Annotated in this window: 19 protein-coding genes, 1 tRNA gene and 1 riboswitch; of the genes, 13 read left to right on the plus strand and 7 right to left on the minus strand. The window is 42.1% G+C overall.

All coding sequences use genetic code 11. The annotated features are described in order from the left end of the window. The first annotated feature begins 8 nt into the window (after positions 1-8). From IQ13_RS07320 to ygiD, 5 genes are all read left to right on the plus strand, one after another. Complete coding sequence (locus tag IQ13_RS07320) at positions 9-587, plus strand: Crp/Fnr family transcriptional regulator (RefSeq protein WP_144885495.1); 579 nt, start codon at positions 9-11, stop codon at positions 585-587. 117 nt (positions 588-704) lie between these two features. Then, positions 705-1,367, plus strand: a complete 663-nt coding sequence (locus IQ13_RS07325) for an NADPH-dependent F420 reductase (RefSeq protein ID WP_144885497.1) — start codon at positions 705-707, stop codon at positions 1,365-1,367. 39 nt (positions 1,368-1,406) lie between these two features. Continuing rightward, positions 1,407-1,976 (plus strand): YceI family protein, encoded by a 570-nt coding sequence (locus tag IQ13_RS07330; protein WP_144885499.1) that lies wholly within the window; start codon positions 1,407-1,409, stop codon positions 1,974-1,976. Between the two features lie 21 nt (positions 1,977-1,997). After that, positions 1,998-2,441 carry a DoxX family protein gene (locus IQ13_RS07335; protein ID WP_144885501.1) on the plus strand — a complete coding sequence of 148 codons (444 nt, stop codon included), beginning with the start codon at positions 1,998-2,000 and terminating at the stop codon, positions 2,439-2,441. Positions 2,442-2,477: 36 nt separating this feature from the next. Next, the gene (gene ygiD / locus IQ13_RS07340) at positions 2,478-3,359 is read left to right on the plus strand and encodes a 4,5-DOPA-extradiol-dioxygenase (protein ID WP_242009494.1); all 882 of its coding nucleotides are present in this window, start codon (positions 2,478-2,480) and stop codon (positions 3,357-3,359) included. Between the two features lie 101 nt (positions 3,360-3,460). Here the strand turns inward: ygiD and IQ13_RS21355 are convergent. From IQ13_RS21355 to IQ13_RS07370, 7 genes are all read right to left on the minus strand, one after another. Then, a tRNA-Arg gene (locus tag IQ13_RS21355) sits at positions 3,461-3,532 on the minus strand. 84 nt (positions 3,533-3,616) lie between these two features. After that, entirely contained in the window at positions 3,617-4,201 is a 585-nt protein-coding gene (locus tag IQ13_RS07345; protein ID WP_144885503.1) for a MarC family protein, read from the minus strand. Between the two features lie 50 nt (positions 4,202-4,251). Continuing rightward, positions 4,252-4,866: an alpha-ribazole phosphatase family protein gene (gene cobC / locus IQ13_RS07350; RefSeq protein ID WP_144885505.1), complete on the minus strand. Its 615-nt coding sequence runs from the start codon at positions 4,864-4,866 to the stop codon at positions 4,252-4,254. 18 nt (positions 4,867-4,884) lie between these two features. Then, positions 4,885-5,661, minus strand: coding sequence for an adenosylcobinamide-GDP ribazoletransferase (locus IQ13_RS07355; protein ID WP_144885507.1), 777 nt, complete (start codon positions 5,659-5,661; stop codon positions 4,885-4,887). 52 nt (positions 5,662-5,713) lie between these two features. Beyond that, a complete protein-coding gene (gene cobT / locus IQ13_RS07360) occupies positions 5,714-6,739 on the minus strand; it encodes a nicotinate-nucleotide--dimethylbenzimidazole phosphoribosyltransferase (RefSeq protein ID WP_144885509.1) in 1,026 nt (341 codons plus the stop codon). Next, positions 6,739-6,963, minus strand: coding sequence for a cysteine-rich CWC family protein (locus IQ13_RS07365; RefSeq protein ID WP_144885511.1), 225 nt, complete (start codon positions 6,961-6,963; stop codon positions 6,739-6,741). Before IQ13_RS07365 ends, cobT begins: the two co-directional genes overlap by 1 nt. 41 nt (positions 6,964-7,004) lie before the next feature. Then, positions 7,005-8,939, minus strand: a complete 1,935-nt coding sequence (locus tag IQ13_RS07370) for a TonB-dependent receptor plug domain-containing protein (RefSeq protein WP_144885513.1) — start codon at positions 8,937-8,939, stop codon at positions 7,005-7,007. 144 nt (positions 8,940-9,083) lie between these two features. Further along, positions 9,084-9,363: riboswitch (cobalamin riboswitch) on the minus strand. 135 nt (positions 9,364-9,498) lie between these two features. On the opposite strand from IQ13_RS07370, the gene IQ13_RS07375 reads away from it, so the two are divergent. From IQ13_RS07375 to IQ13_RS07410, 8 genes are all read left to right on the plus strand, one after another. Continuing rightward, a complete protein-coding gene (locus IQ13_RS07375; protein ID WP_144885515.1) occupies positions 9,499-10,584 on the plus strand; it encodes a sensor histidine kinase in 1,086 nt (361 codons plus the stop codon). 19 nt (positions 10,585-10,603) lie between these two features. Beyond that, a complete protein-coding gene (locus IQ13_RS07380) occupies positions 10,604-11,299 on the plus strand; it encodes a LytR/AlgR family response regulator transcription factor (protein ID WP_144885517.1) in 696 nt (231 codons plus the stop codon). A 255-nt stretch (positions 11,300-11,554) separates the two neighbouring features. Beyond that, positions 11,555-12,307 (plus strand): DUF6089 family protein, encoded by a 753-nt coding sequence (locus tag IQ13_RS07385; RefSeq protein ID WP_144885518.1) that lies wholly within the window; start codon positions 11,555-11,557, stop codon positions 12,305-12,307. A 127-nt stretch (positions 12,308-12,434) separates the two neighbouring features. Beyond that, a complete protein-coding gene (locus tag IQ13_RS07390) occupies positions 12,435-13,169 on the plus strand; it encodes a dioxygenase family protein (protein ID WP_144885520.1) in 735 nt (244 codons plus the stop codon). A 108-nt stretch (positions 13,170-13,277) separates the two neighbouring features. After that, the gene (locus IQ13_RS07395; protein ID WP_144885522.1) at positions 13,278-13,787 is read left to right on the plus strand and encodes a hypothetical protein; all 510 of its coding nucleotides are present in this window, start codon (positions 13,278-13,280) and stop codon (positions 13,785-13,787) included. After that, on the plus strand, positions 13,784-14,479 hold the full coding sequence (locus IQ13_RS07400; RefSeq protein ID WP_144885523.1) for a pirin family protein: 696 nt from the start codon (positions 13,784-13,786) through the stop codon (positions 14,477-14,479). Before IQ13_RS07395 ends, IQ13_RS07400 begins: the two co-directional genes overlap by 4 nt. Positions 14,480-14,780: 301 nt before the next feature. After that, positions 14,781-15,236, plus strand: coding sequence for a 6-pyruvoyl trahydropterin synthase family protein (locus IQ13_RS07405; protein WP_144885525.1), 456 nt, complete (start codon positions 14,781-14,783; stop codon positions 15,234-15,236). A gap of 175 nt (positions 15,237-15,411) precedes the next feature. After that, the gene (locus IQ13_RS07410) at positions 15,412-16,848 is read left to right on the plus strand and encodes a Gfo/Idh/MocA family protein (protein WP_144885527.1); all 1,437 of its coding nucleotides are present in this window, start codon (positions 15,412-15,414) and stop codon (positions 16,846-16,848) included. Positions 16,849-16,933 lie beyond the last annotated feature (85 nt).

Here is a 16,933-nt window from a genome sequence, read left to right on the forward strand (position 1 = left end):
GGTTATTTATGTTCGAACTTCTGATAAAAAGTATACAGGCCAAAGTACCTTCTACCGAAGAGGAGCTGCAGTTATGTAAATCGCATTTTACACCAAAGCGGTTACGTCGCAAGCAATTTCTGTTACAGGAGGGAGATGTATGCAACCGCACGGCCTTTATTGAAAAGGGAGCGATGTATTCTTACACTACCGATGCCAAAGGCGGGCAACGTGTAATGCAGTTTGCTTTTGAAGGTTTCTGGATTTCTGATCTGTACAGTTTTTTTACGAGAGAAGAATCGAAACTGAATATTGAAGCACTGGAAGATTGTGAGTTGTTACTGCTGGATCATGAACAACACGAATACCTGTTAAAGAACGTACCACAGTACGAAACCTACACCCGCATATTATACCAGAATGCATACGTTGCCTTGCAGCAACGACTGGAAGGAACGATTGGATTAACTGCCGAAGAAAAGTATTCCAAATTTGCAGAGCAGTATTCGGCAATTATAAACCGTGTACCGCAGCATTTAATTGCATCGTATTTAGGTATAACCCCTGAAACACTCAGTCGTATACGCAAGCAAATAGCTTCCCGTTAATTTTTTCGTTGACATATGTCAAGATTTCTCTTATCATATGTCAATGCTTTTTCTTATCACATATCATTGGAGCAGGGCTTTGGTTGAGGGTAGTTTTGCAGTATCAAATTCATTGATATGCAAACAAAAAGAACCATCGCAATAATAGGAGCATCCGGTAACATGGGCGCTGCTATTGCAAAGGCTCTTGCAAAAGGAAATGATCGTTTATTGCTCATCAGCAAAGAAGAAGAGAAGTTGGAGGTATTGAAAGCAGCAATTACAAACGAACATCCTTTGGCTGATGTGGAAGGTATGTCCTGTGCCATGCACGGAAGTTGGGAAGCAGATATTATTATACTCGCAACACCTTACGAAGCACAAGCCGATATAGCGGAGAAAATTCGTGAAGTGGCAAGTCAAAAAATTGTGATCAGCATTGCTAATCCGTTGAATACAACATACGATGCACTGGTTACCAACCCCAACAAAAGTGCAGCAGAAGAATTACAGGCTTTATTACCTCATTCAAAAGTGGTAAAAGCATTTAATACAACCTACGCAGCAAATTTTGCCCAACCAATTATCGATGGTAAACAGGCTGATGCATTTATTGCGGGCGACAATGAAGCCGCTTTGGAAACAACAGCAGAGCTGGTAAAAACAACCGGTTTTAATCCCATCATCGCCGGTAAACTTTCAGTAAGCCGTACGTTGGAAGCTATGCAGCTGTTACTGATACAGCTGACGATGAAATACAATTACAACTGGCTGGCCGGTTGGAAAATTCTGCATCAATAAGTGAACAATCAAATAAAATAAAACAAACAAAGATCAACAATGAAAAAGGTAGCAATTATTCTTTCGGTATTTTTTTTAGCAACTGCATTTACTACTGTTGCGGTATGGAAAAACGATAAAGCACATTCACAGCTTGCGTTTACAGTAACACACCTGGGTGTTTCTGATGTATCAGGTACATTCAACGATTTTGATGTGGAAGTAAAATCTTCAAAACCCGATTTCAGTGACGCATCGTTTACACTTACAGCAAAAGTGGCATCAATCGATACAAGAGTTGAAATGCGAGACAATCATTTAAAGAGTGCCGATTTCTTTGATGCAGCCAAATATCCTGAGCTGACGTTTAAAAGCACAGGCATTAAAAATGTAGGTAAGAACAAATACAAACTCAGCGGTAATCTTACAATTAAAGATGTTACCAAGCCTGTAACTCTGGATCTTGTGTACAGAGGTGTTATTGAAAATCCAATGAGCAAAAAACCAACTGCAGGTTTTCAAATAGCGGGTGTTCTTAAGCGTTCTGATTTTGCATTGGGTAACGGTTTTCCTGCTCCAATGATCAGCGATGAAGTGGTGATAAAAGCAGATGGTGAATTTGCACAATAATAAATTTTAAGCATAGCGAATATGAAGAAGTTATTAAGTGTAGAAGCTGGTGGTAACGCATTACATCTTGCAGCATTGTTTGTACGTATTGCAGCAGCGGCATTGATGTTATCGCATGGGTTACCGAAGTTGAGTTATTTATTTTCAGGCAGCCCGATACAGTTTCCCGAAGTGTTTGGTATGCGTTCGGACGTATCGTTGATGCTCACCGTATTTGCAGAAGTGATCTGTTCAGTATTTATCTTATTCGGCTTAGGTACACGGCTTGCAGTAATTCCATTAATTATTACAATGCTTGTAGCTGTATTGCTCATTCATTCGGCCGATCCATTTGCCAAGCAGGAACCCGGTATTCAATACCTTATTCTGTATGTAATATTGTTTATTACAGGCAGCGGTAAATATTCTGTTGATTATCTTTTACAACGTAAGCAACAGGCAGGAATAGTTTGGATAAACCGATAAGCGCAGTCGTAAAGAAAGCAAGGAAAGCAATCGTTCATGCAACGAAAACAATTTATAACAACAGTGTTAACAGGAGCAGCAGGTATGACAGGCTTGGCAGCGTTCAATCGTTTTACAGATGATCTTACGGAACAAGATCAATTGATGCCGGTATTGTTTATTGGACATGGTTCGCCCATGAATGGAATTGAAGATAATGCGTTCAGCAGAAGATGGGCGAAGATGGCCACTGAAATTCCAACACCCAAAGCAGTGTTGGTGGTATCGGCACATTGGTTTACGAAAGGTACACATATCACCGCAATGGATTTTCCGGAAACCATCCACGGCTTTGGAGGTTTTCCGCAAGCATTGTTCGATGTGCAATACCCTGCACCAGGCTCTCCTGCATTGGCACAAGAAACAAAATCATTGATTCATTCAGCTGATGTTGGATTGAGTCACGACTGGGGATTGGATCACGGCACATGGACCATCATCCGCCACATGTATCCCAAAGCAGATATTCCGGTGTTACAATTAAGTATTGATTACACGAAAGGACCGCAATACCATTATGATCTTGCAAAAGAGTTGTACAGTTTGCGTAAGAAAGGTGTGCTGATTGTTGGCAGCGGAAATATGGTGCACAATTTACGAATGGTTGCCTGGGATAAATTAGATGAACCTGAATATGGTTATGATTGGGCTTTGCAAATGAATAATACATTTAAAGAGTTAATTGGAAATAAAACACACGATAAGCTCATTCATTATTCATTGCTGGGGAAAGAAGCACAGTTATCTATCCCAACCCCCGAACATTATTTGCCACTGTTGTATACGTTGGGTTTACAAAACGACAAAGAAGATGCTTCATTCTTTAACGATAAAGCTGTTGGCGGATCGTTAACGATGACATCGGTTAAAATAGGTTGATGATGATAAGGTTTAATGAAAAAGAGTCGCAGCAATGCGACTCTTTTTTTTTGTAGCCTCGACAGGAATCCCTGCCTGTCGGCAGACAGGGAATCTTTATGTAGCCTCGCCTAGAATCGAACTAGGATCTGGAGCTTCGGAAACTCTTATACTATCCATTGTACTACGAGGCCATTAGGTAAAATCCAAAGTCCAGGGCTCAAATAAGGAAATGAAACCTGCTTGTTTGGATTTTGTTTATTGGGTTTTGGATCTTTCTACTTGATCAATCCACCTGCATTACCTGCAAATATTTTTACGGCAATGGCCAGCAAAACTACACCAAAAAACTTTCTTACAGCAAGTAAACCGGCAGGCCCCAATAATTTTTCGATATGCTTCAACGATTTCAGTACAATGAATACAACGACGAGGTTGAGCAGTATAGCCAGAAGTATTATAAAATCGGAATAGTTGGCGCCGAGAGACATAATGGTGGTAAGTGTACCGCTTCCGGCAATAATGGGGAAGGCGATGGGCACTACGGTTCCGCTTTTAGCATCTTTATCGCTTTTAAAAAACTCATGTCCAAGCACCATTTCCAATCCCAACACAAAGATCACAATCGAACCGGCAACAGCAAACGAACGACGATCGACACCCAGCATCTGCAAAAACGATTCGCCTACAAACAAAAACAGGATCATGAGTGCACCGGAAATAAGTGTGGCTTTAAACTCACGAATGGCGCCCATCTTATCCTTCATGGCAATCAACAAAGGAATAGACCCGATAATATCAATTACGGCAAAAAGAGTAAACGATACAGTGAGTAACTGATCCCATGTAAAGTGGAAGTTCATGTGTGCTGTTTTGACAAAGATAATTTTTGCCGTAGTAATTCCGTATGAAATTACTGTTTGCTGATGCTGGGCTTGTGTTGTTCCGATGTGCTTTGCACATTGTGCAGTATTTCGTGTACAAACCCGTTTTCCTGTAGGGTTAGTTTAACCACACAGCCATATTGCAGTTTAAATACATTGAACGAATCGATAAGCGGCGTATCTGTAAGATGCGAAAGAATACTGCGCAAAACTCCGCCATGCGACACAATGGCTGCATGTTCCTGCTGTGCTGTAATTTTTTCAAACAGGGTTGTGGTGCGTGCCAGCAGATCGAGATAGCTTTCGCCGCCCGGTATACGTACGTTTACAAAATCGTTCATCCATGGCATTACAACTTCCTGCGGAATATCATCCCATTTCAATAATTCCCAGTCACCGCAATTGATTTCTTTCAACTCATCATGAAATAAAATGTTGTGCGATGGAAATAAATATTGCGCCAGTTTACTGCAGCGCTGCAACGGACTGGCATAAACCGTTTGAATATGTGCAGGCAAATATTCTTTGATTCGGGCCGCTTCATCAAAAAAACTTTCTGTTACATCCAGATCGGCCTGTCCATAACAGGTTCCTTTTTCAACAGCAGGCGTTGTATGACGGATAAGATAGATTTCTGCACTCATTTTTCTTTGCGGTTTATGTTATTGCAAAAGAATAAACTCAATTTTCCAATAGGCGAGTAAGCTCAGGTAAAACAACACTTCGGCTACCTGTTGCGTAGCACCCAAACAATCGCCGGTGTAACCACCGATCCACTTGTGAAAATATCTTCTTAAAAAAAATGTACCGAGCAAGGGAAGTATGAGTGCATAGATAATTTCAATGCGTTGAAAAAAGAGCAGCGGCAGTAATCCGAACAGCACAGCAGGAATAATTTCTTTTGCTGTAATGGACTTTGCCAATGGCTTTGCTTTTGCATCATCGTTCTCCCGTACATATTGACTTGTTGCTACAACTGACACGGCACATAAACGGGAGAAGCTGTGTGCAGCAAGCAAGATCATCCACATTTGTGTAAACGGCATGGCACTAAGCGTTGTAAACTTCAACAGCAATAACAGCATAATGCCAATGGCGCCGTATGCACCAATACGGCTATCCTTCATAATGTCGAGGGTCTTTTCTTTGGTCCAGCCGCCACCAAATGCATCGCATACATCTGCAAATCCATCTTCATGAAAAGCACCCGTTGTTAATATACCCGCAATCATCGATAGTAAAACAGCAATGGATGATCCAAGAAAAAATTCGGTACCCATGTATACCAATGCACAAACAGCCGCAACAAGCCAGCCCATCAATGGAAAATAACGGGTGGCTTTGTTGAGATACTCCGGATCATGTGTTACCCACTTAGGACAGGGAATCCTGGTGTAAAACATCAATGCAGTAAAAAATATTTCAATTTGCTTTCTCATGTTGCTGCAAGATAAATGATTGAACTGCGATTATAAACAAATGCAGGCAAGTCTACTCTTTACCACTTACACCTGCACTTTCAAAACTCGCCATTTCATTGAGGAAAGCAACCGCACTCTGCAAAACAGGTATGGCTAACGCTGCACCTGTTCCTTCGCCCAAACGCATTCCTAATTGCAAAACAGGTTTTGCAGCAAAATGTTCAAGCATTTTACGATGACCGTTTTCATCGGAGCAATGCGCAAACACACAATTATTGCTGATGCTGTGGTTGTATTGTTCTGCAACCAGTAAAGCTGCCGTTGCAATAAACCCATCTACTACAATCAACATATTTAATTCTGCTGCTTTGTGATAGGCACCGGCCATCATCGCTATTTCAAAACCACCAATACGACAAAGCAGTTGATGCGGCGTAATATCGTAACGGTTCAGTTCATGCAACCGGCTTACTTCTTCAAGTGTTTCGAGTTTTCGTTGCAGCTGCTCATCGTTTGCACCTGCTCCTTTTCCAACACATTCTTTCAATGGCAGATGTAATAAATGATGCATGATAAGTGCAGCAGATGAAGTGTTACCAATACCCATTTCGCCAAAGCCAATCGTATTGCAATCGGCATCGTACAATGCGTGTACTATGTTTCTTCCTTTTTCTATTGCTGCATTTACTTCGTCAATACTCATGGCATTGTTCAAACTGTAATCGGCAGTACCATGATTGATTTTTGCATGAATAATGGGAAGTGAGAAATCGAAATCAACATTCACACCCGCATCAACAACCGTTAAGCCGATATTGTGTTGCCTTGTAAACACGTTGATAGCTGCACCGCCATTTACAAAATTCAAAACCATTTGCGCTGTTACTGCCTGCGGATACGGATTTACTTTTCCTGTTGCAGCAATACCATGATCGCCTGCAAATACCACAATATGCGGATTGCTGATGCCGGGCGATAAACTGTGTTGCACAGTACCAATCTTTAAGGCCAATTCTTCCAGCATGCCCAATGCACCAATGGGTTTTGTTTTGTTGTTGATTTTTTGTTGCAGTTGTTCCTGAATGGTCATAGTCATCAGCGGTTTTTAAAACGCTCCGGTTGCGATTGAAATAAAAAGTATGATTGCTGTAATTGTAACAGACAGTTCCTGCACAGGCAATCGCTGTACTGCTTTTGAATGAATGCTTCAGCTTCTGCACTCAGCTCAATACCGTAGCACTGGCAGTGCACAATATCGCCCGGTTTGCATTCAAACGTTGCATTGCAACGGGCGCATGTTTTTTCTTCGTGTTTGTTCATAACAGAAAACCCGCTGCGGTGGGCAGCGGGTTGTTTAAAATTTAAAGATCAATCGTTACGCCTCCGTGTAAGGCAAACGGCATGCTGTTAAATCCATACAGATCAGCAAATCTGCTGTTGCCGATATTTTGTGCATCTGCAAAAAAGCGAATGTGCTTTTTCCATTTGTATTCTGCATACGCACCGGCAATAAAATAATCTTTCAACAGTACATCTGCTTTGCGATAGCCACCCACATCGAATCGTTTACTCAGATATTTTCCTTGCAGTGCAATATAAACACCATTGCTGAACTGGTAGCCAATGTTGAGATTGATATGATGTTTAGGGCGACGGAGCAAGTAACTGTAAGCAGTATCAGTTGTTGTAACACGACTCTGTACAAAATCGTTTCCGTTGAGGTAGGTATAATTACCGGTAATGCTGAGATTACGCACCGGTGTAACACTTACTTCATATTCAACACCACGTACTACCTGGTTGGGAATATTGTAATACACAAAACTGATATAGTCAAAATCAAGACCCGTTTCAATTTCACGATAGAAATAAACCAAACGCTGACGGATATTTTTTGCATTATACTGTATACCTGTTTCGTAGTTGATACTTTTTTCTGCTTTCAGCTCTGGGTTTCCTGCCGATGAAAATAACTGGTATAAACTCGGTGCTTTAAAGCCAGTGGCAATGCTTCCAAACACACGCAGTTGATTGGTAATTGCAAAAGACGGGTTGATGGTGTATGTGTAATTTGTACCATACTGGCTGTGTACATTTAAACGTCCGCCCAACTCAATATTCAACTTTTCGTTTATGCCATTGTACAACAAAGATGCATACATCGATTGCTGACTGATGCTTGTATCCCTGAAGTTACTACGGTACGGACCAAACGAACTGATGGATAAAAACTGACTGTTGAATGAATTGAAACGATAGTCGGCTCCCTGTAACAACGTAAATCCTTTACCCAACTGAATAGTTGCAAACAATTCTACAAACTGGTTTTTGCCTGCATAATCATCCTGTGCATATTTTGAAAAACCGGGTGCATGTGTACTATCGTTTAAAAAGTTGCGGTAGCTTTCACTATACATATAATTACCTGCAACACTTACAGCTTTGTTATGAAATCGAAAGCTAACACCGGTGTTGAATGTGCGGCTGCGCTGGGTAAAATCACGATCATCCCGAAAGCCGCCTTCATCTACACTTGTTTTGTATTGATTGTATTGCACAAAACTACGCAGCTGTAATTGCTCACTTGCTTTGTATTCTACGTTTGCACTGTTGGTAAAACCAAGGAAACCATCTTTATCAAAACCTTTGTTGCCTGCTGTATCTTTTGCAGCAGAAAATCCTTTGCTGCTGATGGCTGCAGAACGTACGGTATACGAAAAGTTATTTGCCTTACCGTATACCTGTACGTTGCCACGATACGTATTGAAGCTGCCCGCAACTGCAGTAGCTTTTACATTCAATGGTTTTGTTACATTGGTTTTATTGGTAATGATATTAATTACACCGGCCACAGCATCGCTGCCATATAAAGTTGATTGTGCACCACGTGCAATTTCAATACGCTCCACATCATTTACCAGTAACAGGTTTAAATCAAATTCATTGTTGATTTGTGAAGGATCGCTTACCGGAATGCCATCCATCAACACCAGTGTCCGGCCACTGTTGGCACCACGCATATACGTAGTTTGCACGGTACCTAAATTGTTGAGAGCGCCATTAATGGTAATACCTGCCTGTGTGTTTAACACTTGTGCAACGGAGCGGCCGGCACTTTTCTCCAGTACATCACGACCAATAACGGTGATTACTTTTCCGGTTTGTGTTTGTTTCTGCTGTAAACGGTTGGCCGTTACAATTACTTCTTCTAACGATTTTGCACTACTGTCGTTTTGTGCATGTAGCTGACTGCTGATAACGAATGCAGCAGCCACGACAATGAATTTCTTTTTCATTTGTTGAAAAAAGGGTTTTGTTGTGACTGCTTTCGAAGAATGTTGTCGGTGGGGACACCAACAACGGCGTGATAGAAATATAAAAGCGCTGTGCTGTTACACCTCCTGCCTTTCACCCGAAAGCAAATGATTAATGAATTCCGATAACTATCGGAAGTACCGGCAGGTCTTCTGGCTTGTTCGCTGCTGATGCACCTTCCCGTTCAAGTGGCAAACACCTTTCATGAACAGTGGCATATGGAAATCAGCAGGTGAGTGGAGAGTAGGAAGTGGCGAGTGGAGTTGCCGAAGCAGAAACATTCACCATTCACAATTGACCATTCACTAACAGAACTTACAGCTACGGGGATAGCGCCGGATTTACACCGGACTTCCCTTTTAATTCCGGCTATGAACGCCGGAAACCGTTACCGCAGCAAAAGTAGGGGAGCAGTACTTGTTCATCAAAATAAGTTTTTGCACATCTGTTTGTGTTACAAAACAAAGGCGTTCATCTGTTCATAGTGATTACTCACCGATACACTGTGCATTACTTATTTTTTACGAACTTCATTTGCACATGAATCGTTCTACGGCAGTTACAGCAGGCTTACACTTTATTGGCTGGGCTCTTTTTTACAGCATCATCCTTTTTTTTATAGCCAATGGCAATCCAGATGGCTCCGGTTCCGCTGTCGATGTATTTGCCCGGCCCGTGCTGTTCTTTTTTATTCATTTCCCCACTATTTTTTATTGCAACCGGTTTGTATTGATTCCCTGCCTGTTTGAGCAGAAACGCTACCTGCTGTATGCATTGGTATTTGTTGCACTCCTGTTGCTGATGTTTTGGTTGAAGCCTTTTGATGCGGTGATGAGTCTTGCCCGGGAGGGTCATAAAGGGCCTCCGCAACAAATGACCGAACAGGATTTCTTTAAGGATCGGCCCGAAATGCCCGGCCCGATGCGGGGCGAATCGCATTTCGATATCATGAGCATCATCCTGTTTCTGCTGGTGTGGTTGCTTTCATCGGCCATGTTTATTTTTCGCCAATGGCGTTTAACGGAGCAACGTGCGCTGCAGGCCGAAGCAGAAAAAGCAAATGCCGAGCTTTCGTTTTTAAAAGCACAGGTCAATCCGCATTTCCTGTTTAATACGCTCAATAATATTTATTCGCTGGCAGTAAGTAAGAGCGAACATACAGCCGACAGTATTATGAAGCTCTCGAACATTATGCGGTATATCACCGATGATGCACGGGAAGATAAGGTAGACCTGCAGCAGGAAGTAGACTGTATTCGTGATTATATTGATTTGCAGCAACTGCGTTTAGGCAAAAATGCACAGGTAATGTTTACAGCAAACGGGGAGCTGCAATGGAAAAAAATTCCACCATTGCTGTTAATGACATTTGTGGAGAATACTTTTAAATATGGTGTAAGCAATCACGAACCTTCGCCGATTGTAATACGTATTGATGCAAGCGAAAAAGAACTGCACTTTGAAACAATGAACAAACTCTATGAAAAGAAAACACAGCTGGAACGTTCAGGTATTGGTCAACAAAATGCATTGAAGCGTTTACAGCACATGTATCCGTCGAAACATACCATCAGTATCGACAGCAACGGTGGTTTTTATACTGTTAAATTATCTTTACAGGCGTAAGCCGTTAAACTCTGCATTTATGCCGTTAAAATGTGTTGCTATCGACGATGAATTACCTGCACTGCAGCTGATGCAGAAGTATATTGCAGATCATCCGCAGCTGCAGTTGCTGCAAACATTTACTGATGCGGTATCGGCATCGGAATATCTTAAACACACCCGTATTGATTTATTGTTTGTAGATATTAATATGCCCGATATAACCGGGCTCGATCTGGTACGATCGCTTACACATCCACCCATGATTGTTTTTACAACGGCGTATAAAAAATTTGCGATTGATGGGTTTGAACTGGATGCAGTTGATTATTTACTAAAGCCTATTAGTTTCGAACGGTTTTCAAAAGCAGTGCAAAAAGCCGCCGATTATTATAATTACAAAAGCAAACCTGCTGTTGCTGCTGAAGAAGTACTCATGGTTTTTTCGGAATACCAATTGATAAAAATCAATTGCAGTAATATTGAGTACATTGAAAGTCTCGACGATTATATCCGCATCCATAGCAGCAACACAAAACCCGTAATGACTTTAATGACATTAAAGGCAGTACTGGATAAACTTCCTCTTACATTTAAACGCATACACCGCAGCTATATCGTTAATAGCAGCAAAATAAAATCGGCAGTTAACCGAAAACTAAAACTCACATCAGATGTTGAGTTGCCGGTAAGCGAAACATACATCGATGTAATTAAAGAGTGGAAGCAAGCCTGATTCAGCGGTACAAAATTCCTGTTCACCGATTCTTAATTTAAACGGTTTAATTTTTGCTTTAGTTTCATACGTACAATACTTCATTAGATGGCCCAATTCTAAAACATCCACACGGTTCGGTTTTTAAATGCTTTAACAAACTATGTAAAATGAAATTTCATTTTCAGCGTTTACAGCAACACACCGTATAACCACCTCATTCGCATTTCAACCAAACTATTCTGCTTTCATTTTTCAAGACTAAACATTCATCGAATGAAAGCAACATTCCAACCATTGTCTTTCGTGTTGATGGTATTGGTAGCAACCGAAACCAACGCACAGTTACGCACATCGAAGTATGAAGTGGGCGCCAATATCGGCACTTACATTTACCAGGGCGATCTTACGCCCAACCGTTTCGGATCGTTAAAAACGATGCAGCCGGGATTGGGTTTGTATGGCACACGTTATCTTTCTTCATCTTGGGGCATCAGGGCTAATCTTTCTTTTGCAAGGTTAAAAGGAGATGATGCCAAATACAATACACCTGCATACCGGCAACAACGCAATTTTAATTTCCGCACACCTGTACTTGAATTATCTGCAGTGGCTGTGTGGAAACCATTTGCAGATAATTATGTAAAAGAAGGGAAAGGAACTTTATCGCCTTATTTGTTTGGCGGCGCAGGTGTAAGTATGTTACGTGTTCGCAGAGATGCATCCGCTTTTAATGCTGCTTACTTTGCCGAAGAGCCGGCTGTAATTACTGGTCTTGCTACAGACCTTGCACGACGCACTCCCCGGTTGCTTCCTGTTATACCTGTTGGTGCAGGTGTACAATACGGATTAACCGATCAATGGTTTCTGCATCTTGAAACAACGTATCGCTACAGTTTCAGCGATTATATTGATGGGTTTAGCCGTGCTGCAAATCCAAATCGTAAAGACAAATACTATAATATTTCAGTAGGAGCCACTTTCAAATTTGGTAAAAGCAACAGCTGGAAATGTCCACCTGTGCGGTAGCTGTTATGCATTCACCGATGCATCGTACCGGTTGGTCGGCAGATAAACAACTTCTTTAAACCCCACAAATAGTTTTACATCAGAAACAGTGAACAACGATTTTCAATCACCACCAAACACATTTATTATGGAACGCAAACACTTTTTAAAAAACATGTTCATCGGTGCTGCATCGGCTCCTGTTATTTTAGCTGCCTGCAAAAAATCATCTGCAAGCAGCAACGGGTCAACCTCCGGTTCGGGGAGCGGTTCTGGTTCATCAACCTGTTCTGTTTCACCAACGGAAACAGCAGGTCCGTTTCCAACCATCACACCATCATCGCTGGTGCGTACCGATATCCGTGACGACAGAACAGGTGCAGCCCTCACTGTTAAAATAAATATTCTCAATACCAACAACAGTTGTGCAGCATTGCAGGGTGCTATTGTTGATATCTGGCATTGCGATAAAGATGGTTATTATTCCGAGTATGGTGGTACAGGCATGCAATCGGTGAATTATACGGCGGTGCATTTTTTACGTGGCCGTCAAACAACCGATGCAAACGGGGTGGTACAGTTTACTTCCATCTTTCCGGGTTGGTATACCGGCCGTGCAACACATATACATGTGCATGTGTACAAAGCAAACGGCACCTCGTTGTTAATAACGCAGATTGCTTTTCCTGAAGGTAGCGGAAGTGCTGTAGCAACAGTAAACGCAGCTACAGCGTATGGTTATACAAAAGGTATGAACGGTTATACCTACAATTCAGCGGATAATGTTTTTAGTGATGATACTGCAGGTAAACAGCTTGCTTCAATAACCGGAAGTTTATCGGCAGGATATGTGTTAACGAGTAATATTTATGTTGCGGGCTAAGTAGTACAAAACAGTAACGTATCCTTTTCTCATACTTGTTTTTTCATGTGTACGCAAGACGTCGGCGGAGCACGGCAGCAAAACCGGCGTCTGCTTTTATCCATTCTTATGCAGCAGAAAGTAATTCGCATCAGTTATACAAAACGCATCAACAGCAGCAATACGGCGCTGTGGGATCAGCATGTGTTGAACAGCAGCTGGCAGGAGTTACTGATGCAAGCTCAATTTTACAACCAACAACAGCATACAACATTCAGGCAACTTGTGCAGCAGGTTCCCTCGGCCGAAAAGTTACATTTTCTGGTAAGTACATCCGTGGTTGGATATCTAAGGCAGTTAAACGGTATTGTTCCCGATGTTTACAGCAAAAGGGGCGTACCGTTCCTGCCTTTTAATGACTTTAAGTTTGAAATAATTGATGCAGACTTTGCTGATAAAAACACATTCGAAATACAGGTTACTTTTTACAGCGATCCGCTTATCTGGCACGAGACAATTGGCGACACGTTATTACTTTCTCCCGCAGCCGAACCTCCAACCAAAGATGGTGCATTAACACAGCTATTGCAATTGCAGCCGTCAATTGAGATTTATTCATACAAAACTGTAACAACATGATTGCACAAGTAACCGCAAAAATATTTTTAAGCGATACTCATACCGTTACTGAAACAAATGCATGGCGTAACAGTGCATTGTTCAGTAGCGCAGAAAACTTCAATGAACACCGGCAGCCTTTCGGACAATTGTATTTGCTTAATGATTATACACTTGATGGCGCAGGAGTTGTAACAGTTGCTGTAGAAGCTAATTCGTTTGTAATTGTATTACCAGTAGTGGGTGTGGTAGAATATAAGAATGGTGATAATAAAGAAAGGCTCATCATTGCGGGGCAAACATTGATGTTGGAAAAAACAGCAGCTACAACTTTCACGCTCACCAATATTTTCGAAGAGGCACTCGTGAACGTTGTGGTACTGGCATTTAAAATAAATGAAGCGTACCAGTTGCCATCCGGATTTATTTACTCGTACGATGTTACTGAAAGACCCAACGGCCTGGTGCGTACCCTCACCGGCCGTTATGAATTACCTGCAACAGTACATGTAGGTAAGTTCGATGGCAGAGCTGAAACAACTTACAGGTTGTTGCATGAACAGAATCGTGTGTTTGTATTTGTACTTACAGGAGCATTTGAAGTAGAAGGGCGGTTGCTGCATGCAAGAGATGGGCTGGCACTGGAAGGAATAGAGCGTATTGAAATGGAAGCATTGAGTAACGATGCGTTGATTGCCGTAGTTGAGTTTTGAAGTTTATAGTTTTTGGTTGAATACCCCAACAACCCTGCCTAATGCAGGCGGAAGTTGAAGACGCTGCCGGCGGTTATGGATTGAAAACCTGTTAAACCATCAGCATATTTATCCCCTCCCCGGAGGGGCAGAACCAAGTTAAACTTGTAACCGAATCAGCAGGGGTGGGTAACCGTAACTCTTAACCCGTAATAGTTTTCTAATGATCACTCTCTAACCAAAACCTGACGAACATCAGCCGTCTAAATCTGCATAACACAGCATACACAAATAATTTTGTGCCGTTTTAAAAACGGCAGCTATGTTACTACTCACAAAAATTTTCGATTTTGAAACAGCGCATGCAATCGATGGTTACAACGGTCTATGCAAAAATATTCACGGCCATTCGTACGAACTGCATGTAACAGTAGGATCTATTGTAAATGAAAATGCATTTTTACCGGCGCCCGGTTTTTTGCTCGATTTTAAAGATCTGAAAACGATTGTACAAAAAGCAGTGGTTGATCTGTTCGATCATAAGCTGGTGCTTTCGCATAATTATATTGCACAACATCCCGAAGTGCTGGAACAGGAAAACCTTGTTTCATGGGATGCAGAACCTACTGCCGAAAATTTATTACTCTTTATTAAATGGGCTATCCAGGACGAATTGCCTACCGATATGAAGCTGGTGGAATTACGTTTGTACGAAACCAAAAATTCGTACGCCACCTGGAAAGAAGAAGTAGAAGTGTACCAGGGCGATATCTGGTAATCCATCACTACTTGTTTTACCGGGCACAAAATCAACCTGCCCGTTTGCTCCCAAGGGCTACTGTTTGTTCCTTTTGTTGCTGAAACGGCCGATCAACCGTTTGCGCCAATTTGATTTTGCTGTGTTTGTAATTGATTAATTAGAGAAATTGCAAACACAAAAAACAGCGTTGAGCATGGCAACAGATCGCAGAAAATTTTTACGCAGTATTTCAGTGGGCGGCGGCTTACTGGCAACAGGCTTACCTGCATTTGCAGGCAATTTTGCAACAACCGATGAAGAAGTAGAACGGTCGAACCGTTTCGAATCGGGTAAACAACGTTTTAATATGTGCGGCTATGCTGCACCAAAACTTCCCGTGGTGCGTGTTGGCATTGTTGGAGTGGGTATGCGTGGAAGCGGTGCTGTTGACCGGTTGAGTTACATTGACGGTGTAGAAATAACTGCACTGTGCGATAAGTATCCTGATCGTGTAACCAAAGCACAAAAAACACTCGAGAAAAAAGGACGTCCGAAAGCAAAAGAATACAGTGGCGAAGAAGGCTGGAAAGCTTTGTGCGAAAGTAACGATGTTGATCTGGTGTACAATGCTACACCCTGGCATTTGCATGCGCCCATTTCTTTATTGGCGATGAAGAATGGTAAACACGCTGCATCGGAAGTAAATGCAGGCTTAAGTATCGATCAGTTGTGGGAGTTGGTGGAAACATCGGAGAAAACCCGTAAGCACATGATGATGCTGGAAAACTGTTGCTACGATTTTTTTGAACTGCTCACACTCAACATGGCCCGCAATGGTTTGTTTGGTGAGATAGTGCATGGCGAAGGAGCATACATCCACGACCTCAGCAGAAGTTATCTTTTTAATAAGAATGCTTACACCGATATGTGGCGCCTGAAACAAAACTATGCGTTGCACGGTAACCTGTATCCTACGCATGGTCTTGGTCCTATTGCACAATGCATGGACATTAACCGTGGCGATAAAATGGATCACCTGGTGAGTATGAGCAGCAACGATTTTACATTGAATTCCATTGCAAAAGAAATGTCGGCAAAAGATGCGTTCTTTAACGAGTTTGTGGATAAGCCTTACCGTGGCAACATGAATACAAGCATCATCCGCACCAATAAGGGCAGAACCATTATGCTGCAGCACGATGTATCAACCGTACGTCCGTATTCACGTTTGCATACGCTTAGCGGAACAAAGGGTATTGCACAGAAATATCCCGGTCCGGAGAAAATTGCGTTCGGTCATAGCTGGATTAAAAAGGAAGAGCTCGACGAGTTATACAAAAAATATACACCACCAATTGTAAAGCATATCGGCGAAATAGCGAAGGAAGTAGGCGGTCATGGAGGCATGGATTTTATTATGGACTGGCGCCTGATCGATTGTTTGCGTAACGGGTTGCCACTCGACCAGGATGTGTACGATGCGGCTGCGTGGAGTGCAGTCATTCCGTTGAGCGGAAGATCGGTAAACAACAAATCAAGAACAGTGGATATTCCCGATTTTACAAGAGGTGCATGGAAAACCAACAAGCCCGTTGATCTTACGTTGAACGGCGGAGGTACCACTACCGTTCGCAAAGTAGAGAAGTCGTAACCCTGAGTTTTAAAAATGCAAGCCGGAACAATTGTTCCGGCTTTTTTTATTGTTGAGAAAGTTTGTTGGGCAGATCCTTCGTGCC

The organism is Lacibacter cauensis, assembly GCF_007830055.1.
Lineage (GTDB): Bacteria > Bacteroidota > Bacteroidia > Chitinophagales > Chitinophagaceae > Lacibacter > Lacibacter cauensis.